Source organism: Xanthomonas sp. GW (genome assembly GCF_014236815.1).
Lineage (GTDB): Bacteria > Pseudomonadota > Gammaproteobacteria > Xanthomonadales > Xanthomonadaceae > Xanthomonas_A.
In genome coordinates this window covers 1,579,713-1,599,650 of the sequence record NZ_CP051189.1, presented here as the reverse complement: position 1 = coordinate 1,599,650, position 19,938 = coordinate 1,579,713, and the positions used below count along the sequence as shown (strand labels likewise).

Annotated in this window: 15 protein-coding genes, 1 pseudogene and 1 riboswitch; of the genes and pseudogenes, 8 read left to right on the top strand and 8 right to left on the bottom strand. The window is 67.6% G+C overall.

Features of this window, described 5'->3' with window-relative positions:
* Positions 1 to 57: 57 nt before the first annotated feature.
* The gene (locus HEP73_RS06675; RefSeq protein ID WP_185822590.1) at positions 58 to 1,098 is read left to right on the top strand and encodes an alpha/beta fold hydrolase; all 1,041 of its coding nucleotides are present in this window, start codon (positions 58 to 60) and stop codon (positions 1,096 to 1,098) included.
* A 22-nt stretch (positions 1,099 to 1,120) separates the two neighbouring features.
* On the opposite strand, the gene HEP73_RS06670 is transcribed toward HEP73_RS06675, so the two are convergent.
* The 3 genes from HEP73_RS06670 to metX are packed head-to-tail and all read right to left on the bottom strand — an operon-like array spanning position 1,121 to position 4,469.
* On the bottom strand, positions 1,121 to 2,185 hold the full coding sequence (locus tag HEP73_RS06670) for a homoserine dehydrogenase family protein (protein ID WP_185823327.1): 1,065 nt from the start codon (positions 2,183 to 2,185) through the stop codon (positions 1,121 to 1,123).
* 20 nt (positions 2,186 to 2,205) lie between these two features.
* A complete protein-coding gene (locus HEP73_RS06665; protein WP_185822589.1) occupies positions 2,206 to 3,423 on the bottom strand; it encodes an O-succinylhomoserine (thiol)-lyase in 1,218 nt (405 codons plus the stop codon).
* On the bottom strand, positions 3,420 to 4,469 hold the full coding sequence (metX, locus tag HEP73_RS06660) for a homoserine O-succinyltransferase MetX (RefSeq protein WP_185822588.1): 1,050 nt from the start codon (positions 4,467 to 4,469) through the stop codon (positions 3,420 to 3,422). Before metX ends, HEP73_RS06665 begins: the two co-directional genes overlap by 4 nt.
* A gap of 70 nt (positions 4,470 to 4,539) precedes the next feature.
* Positions 4,540 to 4,658, bottom strand: a riboswitch (SAM riboswitch).
* A gap of 134 nt (positions 4,659 to 4,792) precedes the next feature.
* Here metX and HEP73_RS06655 point away from each other — a divergent pair.
* The 4 genes from HEP73_RS06655 (at position 4,793) to HEP73_RS06640 (ending at position 10,276) form a co-directional block, all read left to right on the top strand.
* Positions 4,793 to 5,812: a M23 family metallopeptidase gene (locus HEP73_RS06655; protein WP_185822587.1), complete on the top strand. Its 1,020-nt coding sequence runs from the start codon at positions 4,793 to 4,795 to the stop codon at positions 5,810 to 5,812.
* Between the two features lie 46 nt (positions 5,813 to 5,858).
* A complete protein-coding gene (locus HEP73_RS06650) occupies positions 5,859 to 7,463 on the top strand; it encodes a peptide chain release factor 3 (RefSeq protein WP_185822586.1) in 1,605 nt (534 codons plus the stop codon).
* 127 nt (positions 7,464 to 7,590) lie between these two features.
* Positions 7,591 to 8,235 carry a PAQR family membrane homeostasis protein TrhA gene (gene trhA / locus HEP73_RS06645; protein WP_185815681.1) on the top strand — a complete coding sequence of 215 codons (645 nt, stop codon included), beginning with the start codon at positions 7,591 to 7,593 and terminating at the stop codon, positions 8,233 to 8,235.
* Between the two features lie 61 nt (positions 8,236 to 8,296).
* Positions 8,297 to 10,276: an AsmA family protein gene (locus tag HEP73_RS06640; protein ID WP_185822585.1), complete on the top strand. Its 1,980-nt coding sequence runs from the start codon at positions 8,297 to 8,299 to the stop codon at positions 10,274 to 10,276.
* Between the two features lie 104 nt (positions 10,277 to 10,380).
* On the opposite strand, the gene HEP73_RS06635 is transcribed toward HEP73_RS06640, so the two are convergent.
* The 3 genes from HEP73_RS06635 to mtgA all read right to left on the bottom strand — a co-directional run bounded on the left by HEP73_RS06635 (position 10,381) and on the right by mtgA (position 12,769).
* Positions 10,381 to 10,809, bottom strand: a complete 429-nt coding sequence (locus HEP73_RS06635; protein WP_185815679.1) for a CBS domain-containing protein — start codon at positions 10,807 to 10,809, stop codon at positions 10,381 to 10,383.
* Entirely contained in the window at positions 10,769 to 11,791 is a 1,023-nt protein-coding gene (locus HEP73_RS06630; protein ID WP_185822584.1) for a glycosyltransferase family 2 protein, read from the bottom strand. The genes HEP73_RS06635 and HEP73_RS06630 overlap by 41 nt, the downstream gene beginning before the upstream one ends.
* A gap of 240 nt (positions 11,792 to 12,031) precedes the next feature.
* Entirely contained in the window at positions 12,032 to 12,769 is a 738-nt protein-coding gene (gene mtgA, locus HEP73_RS06625; protein ID WP_185822583.1) for a monofunctional biosynthetic peptidoglycan transglycosylase, read from the bottom strand.
* A 63-nt stretch (positions 12,770 to 12,832) separates the two neighbouring features.
* On the opposite strand from mtgA, the gene hslO reads away from it, so the two are divergent.
* The 3 genes from hslO to HEP73_RS06610 all read left to right on the top strand — a co-directional run bounded on the left by hslO (position 12,833) and on the right by HEP73_RS06610 (position 17,835).
* Entirely contained in the window at positions 12,833 to 13,747 is a 915-nt protein-coding gene (gene hslO, locus HEP73_RS06620) for an Hsp33 family molecular chaperone HslO (RefSeq protein WP_185822582.1), read from the top strand.
* 117 nt (positions 13,748 to 13,864) lie between these two features.
* Positions 13,865 to 14,716 (top strand): XOO1806 family protein, encoded by an 852-nt coding sequence (locus HEP73_RS06615; RefSeq protein ID WP_185822581.1) that lies wholly within the window; start codon positions 13,865 to 13,867, stop codon positions 14,714 to 14,716.
* 239 nt (positions 14,717 to 14,955) lie between these two features.
* Complete coding sequence (locus tag HEP73_RS06610; protein ID WP_185822580.1) at positions 14,956 to 17,835, top strand: TonB-dependent receptor domain-containing protein; 2,880 nt, start codon at positions 14,956 to 14,958, stop codon at positions 17,833 to 17,835.
* Positions 17,836 to 17,922: 87 nt separating this feature from the next.
* On the opposite strand, the pseudogene HEP73_RS06605 reads toward HEP73_RS06610, so the two are convergent.
* Positions 17,923 to 18,975, bottom strand: a pseudogene (locus tag HEP73_RS06605) (IS5 family transposase); the annotation flags it as partial.
* A gap of 254 nt (positions 18,976 to 19,229) precedes the next feature.
* Positions 19,230 to 19,841, bottom strand: a complete 612-nt coding sequence (locus tag HEP73_RS06600) for a TetR/AcrR family transcriptional regulator (protein WP_185822579.1) — start codon at positions 19,839 to 19,841, stop codon at positions 19,230 to 19,232.
* Positions 19,842 to 19,938 lie beyond the last annotated feature (97 nt).

The window sequence follows — 19,938 nt, the reverse complement described above, 5'->3', positions numbered from 1 at the left end:
CGGCCCGTGCATGGCCCGGGCTAGAGTCGCGGCATCCCCGCACTCGCTCCAGCCCGCATGCGCCGACACTCGCTCCTTGCCGCGCTCGCCGCCGCGCTCCTGCTGCCGCCCTGCCACGCCGCCACGCCCGCGCCCACTCCGCGCTATGGCGCGCAGCTGGAAGGCTTCGACTATCCGTATCCGGTCGCGCGCTACGACTTCGCCTCGCAACGCCAGCCGTTGCAGATGGCCTACCTGGACGTGGCCGCGAGCGGCACGCCGAACGGCCAGACAGTCGTGCTGCTACACGGCAAGAACTTCTGCGCGGCGACCTGGGAGTCGGCGATCGCCGCGCTGGTCGCCGCGGGCTACCGGGTGATCGCGCCGGACCAGATCGGCTTCTGCAAGTCGAGCAAGCCGCAGGCCTACCAGTTCTCCTTCGCGCAACTGGCGGCCAATACCCATGCGCTGCTGCAACACGCGGGGGTCACCCGGGCGGTGTTCGTCGGCCATTCGATGGGCGGCATGCTCGCCGCGCATTACGCCCTGCAGTATCCGCAGGACGTGAGCCGGCTGCTGCTGGTCAACCCGATCGGGCTGGAGGACTGGAAGGCGGCCGGGGTGCCGTGGCGCAGCGTCGACGACTGGTATGCGAAGGAACGCAAGACCGATGCCGCCTCGATCAAGCAGTACCAGCAGAACGTCTACTACGGCGGGCAATGGAAGCCCGAGTACGACCGCTGGGTGACGATGCAGGCCGGGCTGTATGCCGGCCCCGGCCACGAACGCGTGGCCTGGAACCAGGCGCTGACCTCGGACATGGTGTTCAACCAGCCGGTGGTGCAGCAGTTCGCGCAACTCCGCGTGCCGACCACGCTGTTCATCGGCCAGCGCGACCGCACCGCGATCGGCAAGGACCTGGCGCCGCCGGCGCTGGCCAGGACCCTGGGCGACTATCCGGCGCTGGGCAAGCGTGCGACGGCGGCGATTCCCGGCGCGACGCTGGTCGAATTCGCCGACCTGGGCCACTCGCCGCAGGTCGAAGCGCCGCAGCGCTTCAACGCCGCGCTGCTGCAGGCGCTGGCCGCGCCGAGCGCCGCACCGAACGCGGCGCCGTAGCGGCGCAGCGGATGCCGGCGCCTCAGCGCACCGCGATGCGCAGCACGTCGTCGAGCAAGGCCGCCGCGGTCACCTCGGCACCGGCGCCCGGGCCCTGGATCAGCAACGGTTGCTGCAGGTAGCGGTCGCTGTGGATGGCGACGCGGTTGTCGGTGCCGGCACCGCTGGCCAGCGGATGCGCCAGCGGCAGTTCGCGCAGTCCCACCGACGCGCCGTGCGCATCGAAGCGGCCGACGAAACGCAGGCAGGCGCCGTTCGCGCGCGCCTGCGCCAAACGCGCCGCCAGCGGCGCATCCAGCGCCGACAACGCCGCATCCACGTCGCGCGGTGCCGCCGCGGCCAGCGCCGCCGGCAGCAGCGAATCGACCTGCACCTGCTCGGCGCGCAGCGACAGCCCGGCGGCACGCGCCAGGATCAGCAGCTTGCGGCGCACGTCCTCGCCGGACAGGTCCTCGCGCGGATCCGGCTCGGTATAGCCGGCCGCCGCCGCTTCGCGCACACAGTCGGAGAACGCGCGGCTGCCGTCGTAGCGATGCAGCAGCCACGCCATCGAGCCGGACAGCACGCCTTCCACCGCGTGGATATGGTCGCCGCCGGCGGCCAGCGCGCGCAGGCTGCTCAGCAACGGCAGGCCCGCGCCGACCGTGGCACTGTCGCCATAGTGCGCGCCGGCGGCATGCCGCGCGGCATGGATCTTTTCGGCGCGCGCCAACGCCGCGCCCTGGCCGAGCTTGTTCGCGGTCACCACATGCACCCCGCGCGACAGCCACTCGGCATGCCGCTGCGCCACCGCTTCGCTGGCGGTGGCATCGACCACGATGTCGCCGGCACGCAGGTCGGCCGGTTGCGGCGCGCTGCCGCCATCGCCACGCGCGGCGGCATTGGCCACCGCCAGTGCCTGCGCCGGCGCTTGCCCGCATTCCTGCAGGATGCGCGAATTGGCCAGCCAGGCGAACGCCGGCAAGCCCGGGCGACGCTGCTGCAACACCTGGTAGCGCGCGACGAAGGCGCGTCCGACCGTGCCGGTACCGAGCAGACCGAGCCGCGGCAGTGCGGCATCGGCCGCCCGCGCCGGCGCCGGCGCTATTGCGTCAGCGACGCTGCTGTTCACGCGTCCACCCGTTTGCGCGCCACCGCCTCGCCCGCCTGCTGCGCACGCAGCAGACCGGCCTGCAGGTCGGCGATCAGGTCCTCGCTGGACTCGATGCCTACCGACAGCCGCAGCAGGCCATCGCTGATGCCGGCGTTGGCGCGCGCCTCGGCGGTCATCGCCGCGTGCGTCATCGACGCCGGATGCGCGATCAGGCTCTCGACCCCGCCCAGCGACTCGGCCAGGGTGAAATAGCGCAGGCCATCGACGAAGGCGCGCACCTCGGCCTCGCCGCCGGCCAGTTCGAAGCTGATCATCGCGCCGAAACCGGTCTGCTGCCGCGCCGCCACCGCATGGCCCGGATGCGTGGCCAGGCCCGGGTAATAGACCTGGTTGACCGCGGCATGCCCGTCGAGCAGCGCCACCACCGCCTGCGCATTTTCTTGGTGCACGCGCAGGCGAGCATCCAGCGTGCGCAGGCCGCGCAGGGTCAGGAACGCATCGAACGGCGACCCGGTCAGGCCCAGCGCGTTGGCCCACCACACCAACTGCTGGTGCAGTTCGGCGGTGGCGGCGATCACCGCACCGCCGACCACATCGCTGTGGCCGTTGACGTACTTGGTGGTGGAATGGATGACCAGATCGGCGCCGAAGGCGATGGGCTTCTGCAGCGCCGGCGACAGGAAGGTGTTGTCCACCACCGCCAGCGCGCCGGCCTTGTGCGCGGCATCGATGACGAAGCGCAGGTCGGTGACGCGCAGCAGCGGATTGGACGGGGTCTCGATCAGCACCAGCTGCGGCGACTGCGCCAGCGCCTCGGCCAGCGAGCGCGGATCGGTCAGGTCGGCGGTGATCAGCTCGAAATGGCCCTTCTTGGCCAGCGCGTTGAACAGGCGCCAGCTGCCGCCGTACGCGTCGTGCGGCACCACCAGCTTGTCGCCCGGCTGCAGCAGCGCGTTCAGCACCAGGTTGATCGCGCCCATGCCGGTGGCGGTGATCACGCCGCCGGCGCCGCCTTCCAGCTCCGCCAGCGCTTCGCCGAGCAGGTCGCGGGTGGGATTGCCGCTGCGGGTGTAGTCGTACTGGCGCTTGTTGCCGAAGCCGTCGAAGCTGAAGTTCGACGACAGCACGATCGGCGGGGTCACCGCGCCGTAGGCGGTATCGCGATCGATGCCGGCGCGCACCGCGGCGGTGGCGGCGCTACAGGGCAGATCGTTGTCGTGGGCAGTGCTCATGCGGTAGCTCCGGTGGGGCGAAGGGCGGTGGCGAGGATCGCGTCGATGCGGTCGGTTTCTTTCAGGAAGGCGTCGTGGCCGTACGGCGAACGCAGCACGCGCAGGCTGCCGCGCGGACCCAGCCCTTCGACCAGGGTGACCAGGTCGGCCAGCGGCACCAGGCGGTCGCCTTCGACCGCGACCACCACGGTGGGCACGGCGACGGCGGCCGGGTCGATGCGGTGCAGGTCGATGGATTCGGACAGGCGCAGATAGGCGTTGACCTGGGTGCGCGCCACGTACTGCGCGCCGGCGGCATCCAGGTAGTCCTCGGCGGCGACGCGGACGCGGCCGTTGATCACTTCCGGCGGCGCATCGAAGCGCTCGCCGAACTCTTCCGGGGTGCGGTAGCTGAGCATCGCGAACTGCCGCGCCAGCGACAGCCCGTGGCTCTCGGCGCACTGCAACTGGCCCAGCGCCACCGCGCGGCGCTGCAGCGCGCGCCACGCCGCGGCATACGGATGCGCGCGGTGCGCGCCGCTGACCGCGACCAGCTTCAGCAAGCGCTGCGGATGCCGCACCGCCAGCTGCAGGCCGACCAGCGCGCCATAGGAATAGCCGACGAAGCCATGCAGCTGGGCGATGCCCAGCGCATCCAGCAGCGCGGCGATCGCATCGGCCTGGTCGGCGCTGTCGATCGGCGCATCCAGGTTGCCGTCGGCACCGACGAAATCGAACGCCAGCAGCCGCCGCTGGCTCGGGTCCAGCGCCCGCCCCGGCGCGACCAGGCCTTCGGCCCAGCCCTTCTCGGGGAAGCTCGCGTTGGCGGCGAGATGGCGATGCGCGGAGATGCCGCCGGCGACGAACACCACCGGCGCGTCCGCCGGGCCGCTCAGTTCATAGCGCAGGCGCAACAGCTGCACGCCGGCGTGGCGCAGCGGCAACGCCACCGCCACTTCGCCGCGCATCGCAATGACGCCATCGGCGGCCGGCGCAACGGCAGCGGCATAACGGTCCAGCGGCACATTCACAGCAAGGGGGCGGTTTGGCGTATTCACGAGGCTCATGGCGGTATCCGGGGAGGAACGGCCATCGAGCTTCGCGGAGCTCGCGTTCGACGTGCGAAAGGCACGAATCGAACCATCTTTCGGCGGACGCGGTGGTCCCCGCAGGATTTGGCACCTACACGGTCGCTTGCGCGTCCGCTGGCTGCCCCGGCATCAAAGGGCCTGTCCCTCCGCCGGTCTCGATGGTGACCCCACGATGCCAGCGTTTTTCGGCGATGTCAAATCTCTTTATTCGGATGGAGCGATATAAGGAAGCCGTGATCGCCACTGCCGCATACTCCGCACCGCCACGGCGCTCCCCCACGCCGGCGCCAGGAGCCCCGATGCCCGGCCAGTGCCCGGTCCCCGCCACCGCCCACGACGCCGCTCCGTTCCACGCCGCGCCGCGCTGGCCGCTGCTGGTCGCCTGTGCGCTGGGTGTCGCGTCCAGCCCATGCGCAGCCGGGACGCTGCTATATGCCTGGAAGGACGCCAACGGCATCGCCCACTACGGCGACCACGTGGCCGATCCGCAGCGCGCTGCGGCGCCCGAACCGCCGCCGACGCCGGCGAGCGCCGAGCTGCCGCTGGCGCAGTTGCGCCTGGATGGCCAACCGCCACGGCAACAGGCCTGGGCCGACAACCGCCTGGACGGGCCGCTGCAGGTGCAACTGCGCTCCCGCCACGCCGACAACCTCGCCGCGGTTCCGGCACTGCCGCTGCGCGCGGTGCTGCCCGCCCGCGGCAGTGCGCTGCTGTCGCGGCTGTACGCCAGCGACCCGCGCTACGCCAGCCCGTTCGAGCTGGTGCTGGAGGCCGTGCCCGGCGACCCGGCCGCCATGCCGCAGGACGCCCTGTACCAGTTGCCGTTCGCCGCGGCGCCGGTGCGCGTGGACCAGGGCGTGGGCGGCCACTTCAGCCACCACGACGCGCAGAACTACTACGCGCTGGATTTCGCCCTGGCCGAAGGTACCCCGGTGCTTGCGGCACGCGCGGGCACGGTGATGCAGGTGGAAGCGGGTTTCGCCGAGGCCGGACTGGACCGCGAGACCTTCGGCGGCCGCGCCAACTTCGTGCGCATCCTGCACGCCGACGGCAGCATGGCGCTGTATGCGCACCTGGCGCCGCACGGCGTGGCCGTGCATGCCGGCCAGCGCGTCGCCGCCGGACAACGCCTCGCGCTGTCCGGCAACACCGGCCTGAGCACCGCGCCGCACCTGCACTTCGCGGTACAGGTCAACCGCGGCATGCGCCTGGCGTCGATCCCGTTCCGCATGGCCGGCGCACTCGGCGAACTCAAATTGCCGCGCAGCGAGGACGCCGCCGACGGCGCGCAACCCGTGCCCGGCGCCGCGGCGCTATAATTGCGTTCTTCCCTGTAGCCGTGATCGCCCAGTGGGCGCCGTTGCCATGTCCGATGTTGCCCAGGAAGCTGCGCGCCGCCGCACCTTCGCCATCATTTCCCACCCCGACGCCGGCAAGACCACGCTGACCGAAAAGCTGCTGCTGTTCGGCGGCGCGATCCAGATGGCCGGTTCGGTCAAGGGCCGCAAGGCCGCGCGCCATGCGACCTCCGACTGGATGGCGCTGGAAAAGGAGCGCGGCATCTCGGTGACCTCGTCGGTGATGCAGTTCCCGTACGAAGGCAAGATCATCAACCTGCTCGACACCCCCGGCCACGCCGACTTCGGCGAGGACACCTACCGCGTGCTCACCGCGGTGGACTCGGCGCTGATGGTGATCGACGTGGCCAAGGGCGTGGAAGAACGCACCATCAAGCTGATGGAAGTGTGCCGGCTGCGCGACACGCCGATCATGACCTTCATCAACAAGCTCGACCGCGAAGGCAAGGAACCGATCGACCTGCTCGACGAAGTGGAGACCGTGCTCGGCATCCAGTGCGCGCCGGTGACCTGGCCGATCGGCATGGGCCAGCGCCTGAAGGGCGTGGTGCACCTGATCAGCGGCGAAGTGCATCTGTACGAACAGGGCCGCAACTTCACCCGCCAGGACTCGACCATCTTCCCGTCGCTGGACGCGCCCGGTCTGGCTGAGCGGATCGGCGAACAGATGCTGGCCGAACTGCGCGAGGAACTGGAGCTTGTGCAGGGCGCCAGCCATGCCTTCGACCTCGATGCCTACCGCGCCGGCAAGCAGACCCCGGTGTTCTTCGGCTCCGGCGTCAACAACTTCGGCGTGCAGCCGTTGCTGGACTTCTTCGCCGAGCACGCGCCGCCGCCGCAGGCGCATGCCACCACCGGCCGCCCGGTGCAGCCGACCGAGGAAAAGCTGACCGGTTTCGTGTTCAAGATCCAGGCCAACATGGATCCGCAGCACCGCGACCGGGTCGCGTTCATGCGCATCTGCTCGGGCCGCTTCAGCGCCGGCATGAAGACCCTGCACGTGCGCACCGGCAAGGACACCAAGCTGGCCAACGCGCTGACCTTCATGGCCAGCGACCGCGAGATCGCCGCCGAGGCCTACCCCGGCGACGTCATCGGCATCCACAACCACGGCACCATCTCCATCGGCGACACCTTCACCGAGGGCGAGGCGCTGTCGTTCACCGGCATTCCCAACTTCGCCCCGGAACTGTTCCGCCGCGCGCGGCTGCGCGACCCGCTCAAGCTCAAGCAGCTGCAGAAGGGCCTAGCGCAGCTGTCCGAGGAAGGCGCCACCCAGTTCTTCCGCCCGCTGATGAGCAACGACCTGATCCTGGGCGCGGTCGGCGTGCTGCAGTTCGAAGTGGTCGCCTACCGGCTCAAGGACGAATACGGCGTGGATGCCAGCTTCGAGCCGGTCGGGGTGGTCACCGCGCGCTGGGTGCATTGCGACAACGCCAAGAAGCTGGAGGAGTTCCGCGAGAAGAACGCAATGAACCTCGGCATCGACGGCGCCGGCGAACTGGTCTACCTGGCGCCGACCCGGGTCAACCTGCAGTTGGCGCAGGAACGCGCGCCGGACGTGCGCTTCGCCGCGACCCGCGAGCACGCGCACAGCGTCGCCCTGGACTGACGCAGGAACTGACGCCGCAAGCGCGCAGGCGTGAACCGCGCGCCAATTGCTGCATCGCAACGGATGCGAACCGCTCGCAATTGCGGTACCGTTTCGGGCCATGGAAGCAGACCCGCGGTCCTCGCTCATGAACGCCGACGCGCCGCCTTCGACGGACTGGCGCGACGAACTCGCCAGCGCGCTGACCCACGGCCTGGGCGCAGTCGCCGCACTGGCCGGCAGTTCGGTGCTCATCACCCTGGCCGCGATCTACGGCGACGGCTGGCAACTGGCCGGCGCCATCGTGTTCGGGGTCGCCTTGCTGCTGCTGTACACCGCCTCCACGCTGTATCACGCCATTCCGCATCCCGGCGCCAAGGCGCGGCTGCAGGTGCTGGACCACTGCGCGATCTACGTGCTGATCGCCGGCACCTACACGCCGTTCACCCTGATCGGCCTGCGCGGCCCCTGGGGCTGGGGCCTGTTCGCAGCGATCTGGACCATCGCCCTGGCCGGAGTGATCTTCAAGCTGTTCTTCACCGGCCGTTTCCGGCTGCTGTCGACCATCCTCTACCTGGCCATGGGCTGGCTGATCGTGGTGGCGATCGAGCCGCTGCTGCACTCGGTCGATGTCCCGACCCTGTGCTGGCTGCTGGCCGGCGGCCTGTTCTACACGCTGGGCACCTACTTCTACCAGCGCGACACGGTGCGCTACTTCCATGCGATCTGGCACCTGTTCGTGCTCGCCGGCAGCGTCTGCCACTTCGTCGCGGTGACCGGGCAAGTGCTGTAGACCGGTTTGCTGGAGGGCACCCTTTCGCACCCTGTGCACGCACGCCGCCTAGTATGGCGAGATGGATCGCGAACCCACTTCTGTGTCACGTGGCCGGCGCCGTTCCTGGCCCTGGCGCCGCCCCGACGGCCGCTTGCGGCGTTGGCCGCTGGTCCTCGGCGCACTGGTGCTGGTGCTGCTGGTCGTCATTCTGATATTCGACTGGAACTGGTTCAAAGGCCCGGTGGAACGCGCAGTGCAGGCCAAGACCGGCCGCGCATTCCACATCGACGGCAATCTCGACGTCGACCTCGGCAGCACCGTCACCATCCGCGGCGATCGCCTGCGCTTCGCCAACGCGGACTGGTCGAAACAAGCGCAGATGGCCAGCGCGCAGCGTGCCGAGATCGACCTGTCGCTGTGGCCACTGTTGCGCGGCAAGGTGCGCATCCCGGAGATCCGCCTGACCCAGCCGAACCTGCTGCTCGAGACCGGACCGAACGGGCAACCGGGCAACTGGAACTTCGGCAGCAACGATGGCGGGATGCAGGTGGTCCTGGGCCGCATGCTGGTGCAGCAGGGACGGCTGCGTTTCCAGGACATCCCCGGCCGCACCGACATCGACGTCAGCGTGGACAGCCTGACTTCGCAGCGTCGCCGCGGCGACGCCGCACCGCCGATCGCGGTCGCCGGCGATGGCCGCTGGCGCGGCAACCCGTTCACGCTCAAGGGCAGCACCGCCTCGCCGCTGGAATTGAGCGAAAGCGACCATCCGTTCAAGATCGACCTGCGCGGCAGCGCTGGCAGCACCCGCGCGCACATGCGCGGCACGCTGACCAATCCGTTCCAGCTGCGCGTGTTCGACCTGCAACTGAGCCTGGCCGGTACCGACATGCAACACCTGTATCCGCTGCTCGGCATCGCCATTCCCTCCACCCCGCCCTACCAACTCGACGGCCGGCTCAAGCGCAACGGCGAAATCTGGCGCTACGAAGAATTCAGCGGCCGCGCCGGCGACAGCGACCTGGCCGGCACCGTGCAGATCGACACCGCCGGGCAACGCCCGTTCCTGCGCGCCGACCTGCGTTCGCGGCGCCTGGACTTCGACGATCTGGCCGGCTTCGTCGGCGCGCCGCCGCGCACCGGCGCCGGCGAGACCGCCAACGCCGAACAGAAGGCGCAGGCCGCCAAGCTCGCCGCCGACAGCAAGGTGCTGCCCTCCACCCCGTACGACCTCGGCAAGCTGCGCGCGATGGACGCCGACGTGCGCTGGAAAGCGCAGCGGATCAACGCGCAGACGCTGCCGCTGGACGACATGGACGCGCACCTGAAGCTCAACGACGGCGTGCTGCTGCTGCAGCCGCTCGACTTCGGCGTGGCCGGCGGCAATATCCGCTCCGACATCCGCATGGATGCGCGCAAGCCCACCATCGCCACCCGCGCGCAGATCTCGGTGCGCGGCATGCGGCTGGAAAAGCTGTTCCCGGACGGGCAGCTGGCCAAGGAAGCCTCCGGCGCGATCGGCGGCGAGATCGCGCTCGCCGGCACCGGCAACTCGATCGCGCAGATGCTCGGCAGCGCCGACGGCAGCGTCGCCATCGGCATGGGCAAGGGCCACATCAGCAACCTGATCATGGAACTGGCCGGACTGGACATCGCCGAATCGCTGAAATTCCTGGTCACCAAGGACCGCGAGATTCCGGTGCGCTGCGCGTTCGGCGATTTCGCGGTCAGGGACGGGCTGATGCAGTCGCGCGCACTGGCCTTCGACAGCACCGATACGTTGTTGATCGGCAGCGGCGATATCGATCTTGGCGACGAGAAACTGGACCTGCTGCTGAAGGCGCGCCCGAAGGACCGCAGCATCCTGTCGCTGCGCTCGCCGCTGCGCGTCGGCGGCACCTTCAAGGATCCGACCTTCCGCCCCGACTTCAAGGCCCTGGGCATGCGCGGCGCGATCGCCCTGGCGCTGGGCAGCATCGCCCCGCCGGCCGCCCTGCTCGCCACGCTGGAAACCGGCCCGGGCAAGGACGCCGATTGTGGTGGCAGTTACGCCAAGTGAGTCGGGACTCGGGACCGGGGACTCGGGACCCGGAAAAGCAAAAGCAACATGCGGCCTTTTGCTTTTCCGAGTCCCGAGTCCCGAGTCCCGAGTCCCAGGTCCCGTCAACTCGTGATGTACCGCTGCAGCTGATCCAATTCCTGCTGCTGTTCCTCGATCACCGCCTTGACCAGGTCGCCGATCGAGATCACCCCGACCACCGCGCCGGCCTGCACCACCGGCAGATGGCGGATGCGCTGGCCGGTCATCAGCTCCATGCACTGCTGCACGCTCTGCGACGGGTCCACCGTGTATACCTTCGCGCTCATGATGTCGCGCACCGGCGTGGTCGCCGAAGAGCGGTCCTGCAGCACCACCTTGCGCGCGTAGTCGCGCTCGGAAAGGATGCCGGCCAAGCGGCCGTCCTGCATCACCAGCACGGCGCCGATGCCCTTGTCGGCCATCAGCCGCAGCGCATCGACCACCGCCGCATCCGGCGACACCGCGTGGATCTCACCGCCCTTGTCGCCCAACAACTGTCGTACCGTACGCATCGCTGCCTCCCGGTTCGCTTGATCGTACGGCCGAGGATACTCCTCCGCCCGGTGCACGCCAGGTATCGACCAGATACAGCGGCCGCTGCTTGGATTCCTCGTACAGCCGACCCAGGTATTCGCCGATCAGGCCCAGCGCGATCAGCTGTGCGCCGCCCAGGAACAGGATCACCGCCATCATCGTCGGCCAACCGGCGACCGGATCGCCCCACAGCGCCGCCTTGATCACGATCCAGGTGCCGAACACGAACGCGGCCACCGCGGTCGCCAGGCCCAGATAGGTCGCCACCCGCAGCGGCGCGGTGGAAAAACTGGTGATGCCTTCCAGCGCGAAGTTCCACAACCGCCACAGGCCGAACTTGCTGCGCCCGGCCAAGCGCGGCGCGCGCCGGTACGGCAACGCCATCTGGCGGAAACCGACCCAGCCGAACAGGCCCTTCATGAAACGATGGCGCTCGCGCAACTGCGCCAACGCGGAGAGCGCGCGCGGCGACAGCAGGCGGAAATCGCCGGTGTCGGCCGGAATCGGCGTCTTCGACAGGCGCCCGATCACCCGGTAGAACAGCGACGCGGTGCCGCGCTTGAGCCAGCCTTCGCCGTCGCGCGCGATGCGGGTGCCGTAGATGTCGTCATAGCCGGCGCGCCACTGCGCGACGAATTCCCCGATCAGCTCCGGCGGATCCTGGCCGTCGGCGTCCAGCAGCATCGCCGCGCCGCGCTCGACGAAATCCAGGCCTGCGGTCAGCGCCAGCTCCTTGCCGAAATTGCGCGACAGGCGCAGCGCCCCGATTCGCGGATCGGCCGCGGCCAGCGCCAGGATCACCTCCCAGGTCGAATCGCGGCTGCCGTCGTCCACATACAGCACCCGCCCCTCCACATCGTCCAGGCCATCGAGCGCGGCGAGGATCCGCGGCTGCAGCAGCGGCAGGGTCTGCGCCTCGTTGAAGGCAGTGACGACGACGGTCAGGCGCTCGGGTTCCATGTGCCGATGGTACGGAGCGGCCTGCGCGTTCACCAGCGGCAGTGCGCCGCATGAAGAGAATCCGGAGTCGCTCCCTTCTCCCACCGGGAGAAGGTGCCCCGAAGGGGCGGATGAGGGTATGGGCGAAGCCTCGCATACCCAAATCCGCGAGACGCTTCACGCCGTACCCTCACCCCAACCCCTCTCCCGATGGGAGAGGGGCTAGCGGCCAACGTCGCACGCGCTATGGCTCACATGTTGCTAGGGCGCCTGCAGATAGGCAGGGCCGCCGAGCTGCCGGGTCTGCCGCTGGATCCAGTTGGCGCGGCGCTGCACGTACGGCCCCGGGCGCGCGGCAGCGTAGCGCTGCGGCGCCGGCAGCACCGCCGCCAGCAGCGCGCTCTGCGCCGGACTCAGTTGCGCCGCATCCTTGCCCCAGAAACTGCGCGCCGCCGCCTGCGCGCCGTACACCCCATCGCCGAATTCGGCGACGTTGGCATACACCTCCAGGATCCGCTGCTTCGACCAAAACGCCTCGATCAGCACCGTGTACCAGGCCTCCAAGCCCTTGCGCAGCCAGCTGCGGCCCTGCCACAGGAACACGTTCTTGGCCACCTGCTGGCTGATCGTGCTGGCGCCACGCAGGCGCCCGCCGCGCGCATTGTGGTCGCGCGCCTTCTCGATCGCCTCCAGATCGAAGCCGTGGTGACTCGGGAAACGCTGGTCCTCGGCGGCCACCAGCGAAATCGGCAGGCTCGGGGCGATCTGCGCGCTGTCGCGCCAGTCGTAGGCGACGCGGAACGACCAGTCGCCCTCGCCCCAGGCGCCGAGCTGGCGCTCGAGCATCATCGCCGAGAACGGTGGATCGACGAAGCGCAGCATGATCACCTGCGACGTGCTCGCCAGCGCGAACAGCAGCGGCGCCGCCAGCAGCCAGCGCAGCCAACGCCTGCGCCGCGGCACCGCCGCGCCACTTGCAACTCCCCGCGTCGCCCCCATTGCTATGCCTTCTTCGACTTTGTCCACCGAGATGACCCACTATCCTGCGGTCGCCATCTTCCCATGCGCAGCGAGGCCGCGATGAGTTCTTCCGATCACGATCACCTGACCCGCTTCCTGCTGCCGAGCGCCGGCGTGCGCGGCGTGCACGTGCGCCTGGAGTCCGCATGGCGCGACATCCTCGCGCCGGCCAGCTATCCCGCCGCGGCGACCGAGTTGCTGGGCGAGGCCTGCGTGGCCGCGGCCCTGTTCACCGGCCACACCAAGGTCGACGGGCGCCTGTCGGTGCAACTGCGCAGCCAGGGCGCGCTGCGCACCCTGTTCGCCGAATGCACCGCGGCCGGCACCCTGCGCGGCATCGTCCAGTTGGGCGAGGGCAGCGACGCCCCGCGCGACCTGCGCGCGCTCGGCGACGGCGCGCTGCTGGCGATCACCATCGAGAATCCCGGCCTGGACCCGCGCGAGCCGCAGCGCTACCAGAGCCTGGTGGCGCTGTCGGCGGCCGAACTGGGCGAGGCCTTCGAAGACTATTTTCGCCAGTCCGAACAGTTGCCGACGCGGCTGATCCTGGCCGCCGACGGCCACCAGGCGGCCGGCCTGCTGCTGCAGAAACTGCCCGGTGACAGCGGCGACGAGGACGGCTGGAACCGCGCCGGCGCCCTGTTCGAGACGGTGAGCGAGGCCGAACTGCTGGCCCTGCCGGCCGAAACCCTGCTGCACCGGCTGTTCCACGAGGAAGCGCCGGAGCTGCTGGGCACCAAGCCGCTGCGCTTCGGCTGCTCCTGCTCGCGCGAGCGGGTGGCGGCCATGCTGCGCTCGCTGGGCGAGGAAGAAGCGCGCGCCGCCGCCGAGGCAACCGGCCAAGTTGAGATACGGTGCGAGTTCTGCGGCCGACACTATGACTTCCCCTTGACGGAATTCGGCGTATTGTTCGCTGTAACCTCGGCTGAACCGGCGCCCTCGGAGCGCTTGCAATAGCCAGGGGCGAGGGCTAGGACCGGGGAGCTCGACTTGTTAAAGAAACATAAACCCACTAGTATCGTTCACCCTGAACGGCGGGAACTTTAGTCCCCGCCCGAGAGTCACACACTGCCGATGCGAGCCCTACTGCGCCTGCCACTTGCCCTGCTGATCGCCCTTGCGGCGACCACGGGCGCGCATGCGCAGAGCAAGCCCGCGGACCGCACCGTGCTGCCGATCTGGAACAAGGGCAGCGGCAAGGTCGAGGCGCTGCTGTACCTGGAGCCGACCGGCGAACAGGCGGCCGGCGCGCGCTGGCACTTCGGCCGCAACTCGCTCGACGCCGCCTTCGGCCTGTCCTCCGGCGATTCGCTCGGCCTGCTGTGCAACAGCGCCAGCGGCAGCAGCATCAGCGGGCTGGCCAGCCATTGCATGCTTGCCAGCCTCGGCGACGACGACAACGATGTAGGCCACCACGTTGCCGCGACCACCACCTTCAACCGCCCCGGCGGGCGCGTGTCGCTGTCGGCAGGCACCGGCCGCGAGAACATGCCGGCGTGGCTGGCGGGACCCAACAAGACGCCCGCGCTGCGCATGGAGCAGAACGACCTGACCGTGTTCGCGCAGCAGAACATCGGCCGCGAAGGCTTCGTCTCGATCGGCGGCACCTATGCGCGTGCGCGCTTGGTCCCGATCGCCGATGCCTCGCAGGCGCTGGTCGACCAATGGGACAGCAAGAGCCTGAGCATCGGCGGCGGCTACGGCTCGTTCAGCGCCAACGTCATCGGCCGCGTCGTCGACGCGCCGGGCCAGCCGGGCAAGTGGTCCGGCCTCGGCGTGGGCCTGACCTGGCGCACTCCGTGGAGCGGCCAGCTGACCGTCGGCGCCGAGAACGTGATCACCCGCGGCAAGAACCCGTTCGCCCCGAACAACATCAGCACCGAGGAAGGCACCATCCCCTACGTGCGCTACGAACAGGACTTGTAACCATCTGTCCACCTTAGAAATTTCCATCGAAAGCGCCCATAGGGCGCTTTTTTTTGTGATGAATGGCAAGTGTCCCACATTCGATATTCACCCAATTTCATCAATTTGTTAACGCTACTTTAATTCCGCGGCAAGGCGGGATACCATCGGGTCACCCTGAAGGGATTGGCGTCGCTATTTCGACTCCACCTGCAGGCACACCATGGGTCAAACCCAGATCTCATTCGGAGAGAGAGCTAATGAATTGCAAGACCAACAAACTGCGTGATGCCGTTGTGCTCGCGCTTGTCGTGAGCGCCAGCAGCACGACGGGGACTGCGCTTGCCCAGGATACGGGCAGCGAAAGCCCGACCAACCTTGATCGCATCGAAGTCACCGGTTCGCGTATCCGCTCGGTCGACGTCGAAACCGCTCAGCCGGTCTTCACGGTGTCCTCCGAGGAAATCAAGAAATCGGGCCTGGTCAGTGTCGGCGACATCCTGCAGAACCTGACCGTTTCCGGCACCCAGACCTTCAGCAAGGCCGCCGTTCTGACCTCCAACCCGGAACAGGGCGGCCAGTACGTCAACCTGTACAACCTGGGCGAACAGCGCACCTTGGTGCTGGTCAACGGCAAGCGCTGGACCTCGAGCCTGGCCGGCTTCACCGACATGTCGACCATTCCGGCCGCCCTGATCGACCGCATCGAGGTGCTGAAGGATGGCGCCTCGGCGATCTACGGCTCCGACGCCATCGCCGGCGTGGTAAATATCATCCTGCGCAAGAACTTCGAAGGCGCGGAAGTCTCGGCCTTGATCGGCCAGAACGGCCGCGGCGACGGTCAGAAGGAAGCCTATTCCTTCACCCTCGGTGCCAGCGGCGAACGCTCGTCGATCATCTTCGGTGCCAGCTACTCCAAGGAGGATCCGGTTTGGTCGAAGGATCGTGCCCTGACCCGCACCACCTACGGCCCGAACCATCCGCTGGATGCGCTTAGCGCGACCGGCCCTTGGGGCCGCTTCAACTACGACGGTAGCACCTACGTCCTGAACCACACCGGCACGTGGGACGGCAAGGGCGTCGGCGCTGATTCGCGCGACCTCGCTAACTACCATAATGGCGTGACCACCGACGACCGCTTCAACTCCACCCAGCAGATGATGCTGGCGCAGGAAACCGAAACCAAGTCGCTCTTCACGGCCGGAAGCTTCGAGATCAACGACCACATCACCTTCAAGTCGACGGTGATGTACTCAGAGCGCAATTCCGAGCGTCAGGTCGCGGGCTACCCGCTGAACGGCAGCTCGCAGCCGACCTACCCTGTCGCCATCAGCGGCCAGAGCTATTACAACCCGGTCGGCGATGACATTACCTCCTGGTTCCGCCGCACCATTGAGATCCCGCGCGTTTCGCAGAACAACGTCAAGAGTTACCACTTCGACGCCGCGCTGGAAGGCGCGTTCGAAGTCGGTACGCACGGCTGGAACTGGGACGCAGGCATCAACTACAACAAGTTCGACGTGACTCAGATCAGTACCGGCAATATCAACTTGCTGGCTCTGGAGAAGGCGCTCGGGCCGTCGTTCCTGAACAGCCAGGGCGTCGTCCAGTGCGGCACTGCCGCCAACCCGATCCCGCTGGGTACCAGCCTGTCTGCCGGTCAGTGCATACCGTTCAATATCCTGGGCGGCCCGTCGGCCTCCACCGCCGACGCGTTGAAGTACATCAACACCCTTGGTCAGGCGACCCAGCAGAGCGTGAGCAAGCAGTACTTCGCCAACATCACCGGCGGCCTGTTCGACATGCCCGGCAATGCGGGCGAGCTCGCCTTCGCGGCCGGTGTCGAGCATCGTGAAGTCTCTGGCTACGACTACCCAGACCAGCTGTCCAGCGCCGGCTACACCACCGACCTGGCCGCTGGCGCGACGACGGGCAAGTACAAGACCGACGAAGTCTATCTGGAGCTGATGGTCCCCTTGCTGAAGGATCTGCCGTTCGCCAAGGAGCTGTCGTTCGACGTCGCCAGCCGCTATTCCGACTATGATCGTTTCGGCGACACCACCAACAGCAAGTTCAGCCTGACCTGGAAGCCGGTTGAGGATCTGTTGGTTCGCGCCACCTACGGCAAGGGCTTTCGCGCCCCGACCCTGGACGACACCTTCGGCGGCGGCTCGCAGTCCTTCGACGATCTGACCGATCCGTGTGATGCCCGCTTCGGCCTGCTGTCCACTCCGGCCGTAGCGGCCCGTTGCGCCGGCGAAGGCCTCGCACCGACCTTCCGTCAGACCGACAACGCCGGCGTGCCGGTGACCGCGCGCGAAACCCAGGGCAATTCCCCGTTCAAGGCGGGCGTCGGCAACGCCAATCTGGAACCGGAATACAGCAAGACCCGCACTGTCGGCTTGGTGTTCAGCCCGCGCTGGATCCAGGGCCTGGACTTCTCGCTCGACTGGTACAAGATCAGCATCTCCAATGTCATCACCGCGGTCAGTGCGACCTATGTGTTGAACCAGTGCTACAACGGCGTGACCTCGTTCTGCAACTACACCCGTGACGCCAGCAGTGGTCAGATCGTGACCCTGAGCCGTGGCAACACCAACCTGGGTGCACTGGAAACTGAAGGCTACAACTTCGTCGTGAACTATCGCCTGCCGGAATTCGCGGCTGGCCAGTTCGCGCTTCGCCTGGACAGCAACTATTTGGTTGCGTTCCGTCGGCAGAGCGACGACGGCGCGCCTTGGGACGACTACGCAGGTTATTGGAACTACCCACGCGTGCGCGCCACGCTGGGCGTAAACTGGGCCAAGGGGGATCTGTCGGCCAACTGGAACCTGCGCTATTACGGCGGCTACCGCGACTTCTGCTATGACGCGGACGAGTGCAACGAACCGAACTACCAGACCGCCAATGCCGGCTGGGGCGGCGGCGTAGGTGCCAACAAGAAGGGATCGATCAGCTACCAGGACGTCTCGGTCAGCTGGGCAGCCCCTTGGAACGGCTCGGTCACCCTGGGTGCCCGCAACGTCTGGAACAAGCAGCCGCCGATCACGTACTCGCTGACCAACAACAGCTCGTCGTCGATCGATCCGATGCTGGATTACGACCGCTACCTGTTCATGCAGTACACCCAGAAGTTCTGATCGCTGTTGATCGCGATCTGATCGTCTAAAGCAACGGCCCCGCAAGGGGCCGTTGTTTTTACGGGCCAAGGCCTGTCGTGGGTTGGGCTATGGAATCGGCCTTGAAAAATAGCTTTCAGCAGTTCCCAGGCGCATGCAGCGTTTGCCTGGCAACCACCAGCGGCAACACGATGGTTCGAGCCTGGCACGCAAAAGCGCGATCCAGCGCATCATCCAGCGCAGCTGTAGTCGGCAGCCGCGCCGATAGCGTTCAGCGCATCGCCCTGGGGCCTTTGAGCCAACAGCGATACAGCCGATGTTCCTGCTTCAGATGTCCCAATCACCGGTTCCACCGCCTGACGGCGCTTGGTCCAGCGCCATTGCCGGCGCGTAAGCGACTTGGCCGTGCCCAGGTGCAGCAGTTGTACGCAGTCCACGTCCCGACCCCAATAAACCCACGCGCCCTGGATCAGCGTACGCGCCTGCTCAAGCTGTTCGGCCAGTGTGTCGCCATCGTACGGATTACTTGGGAAGCTGCGCGCGTCCACGATCAATCCCCTCCTGGCGGTCACCGCGATGCCCGCCTCTACCCCGAACTCGTAGGGCTTACACACCATCCCTTGCCGATGCACTCAACCTCCGGCGCGTGCAAGGCATACAGCTTGTGCTTGTCCTTGGTGCGCTGACGCCAGATCCGCTCTGCCTGTTCCAGCCGCACCCGCACCTGGTGCCATGCGCTGTCTTCCAGCCCCTCCAGCTTGCGCCAGATGTCCCGCATCACCAGGACCAGCACCGTGCGCTGCCGACGCGGCACCCGATGCATCCGCTTGAACTGGCGCGCGTGGGCGTAGCGACCGGCCCGCCGGCTCAAGGCCGGTCCTTCGCGTTCGTAGCTTCGCGGCAGCTTCAACCCATGCCGATTGCACAGCAGCAAAAGTTTGCGCCGCGCCGCCTCCACCAAGCGGCTGTCGGCGGGATGGGCGACGGCCTTCTCCTTGCACCGTACTGCCCACGATCACCCGCGACAGCTCGCGCGCATCGACCACCTTCATCGCCTTGGCCGCGTTGACCGTCTGCACCAGCAGTTCCCAGCAGCTCTTCCATCCCGGCCTCGCCCAGAAGCAGGCGCAAGCGTGTGCGCGAACTGAGATCGCAGGGCAAGGAGTCCCGGACAAATTGCTCAAGTCCCTGGGTGAGTGGACGGAGGCAAAGGAAAACCACCTCAACCCGCCGGCGGGTTACAGGGAAAGTTTTAGAGTAACAATCCAATGGTCCGGCAACGGCCATGTCACCCCGCTCAACTAGTCTGATGCCTTACCAAGCCCCAAGAAATTCCGGTGTACGACGTTCCGAAAAATTCGTTGCAAGCTCGTCAATGCATATAAGTGCTATGGACATCTCATCTACGCAGTTAATCAACCCGGGATCAGGGTCACGATCACATGTTCGACGTAGGCCTCGAATTCCTCGCGCGCCTGCTTGGGCTGGTGCAACTGCAGCGACAACTGCAGGAAGCCGACGTAGGCCGCGTAAGCAAGGCGGGCGCGGTGCTGGGCATCGGTGCGGCTGAGACCGGCCTGGCGGAACGAGGCGATCAGGTACTCCATGCGCCGCTGCGAGACCCGGTCGATGACCGGGCGCACCGCCGGATGATCCAGCGCCTTCAGCAGTTCGCTGTAAATGATGTGCGGCTTGACCTCGTGCGCGACCAGCTGGAACAGCGCGCGCAGCCGGGTGCGCGGATCCGGCACCTCTTCCAGGCTGCCGAACACCTGTTGCTGCTCGACCAGTTCCCAGCGCTCCAGCGCCGCCTGCAGCAACGCATCGCGCGAGGGGAAGTGCCAGTAGAAGCTGCCCTTGGTCACGCCCAGACGCCGTGCCAGCGGTTCCACCGCTACCGAGTTGACGCCCTGTTCGGCGATCAGGTCCAGTGCGGCCTGCGCCCAATCTTCGGCGCTGAGTCGGTTGTTGCGGCCACCGCTGGGAGCGGCGGCATCGTCGGTGATAGACACGGAGGCATTGTTCATCCGTCGATTTAACCATACGGGGAAGTCGGTTGCAGTATGTGCCCTCCATGAATCGCACGCAAATGCCCGGCAGCATTGGCTTTTCGTTTCCATACTG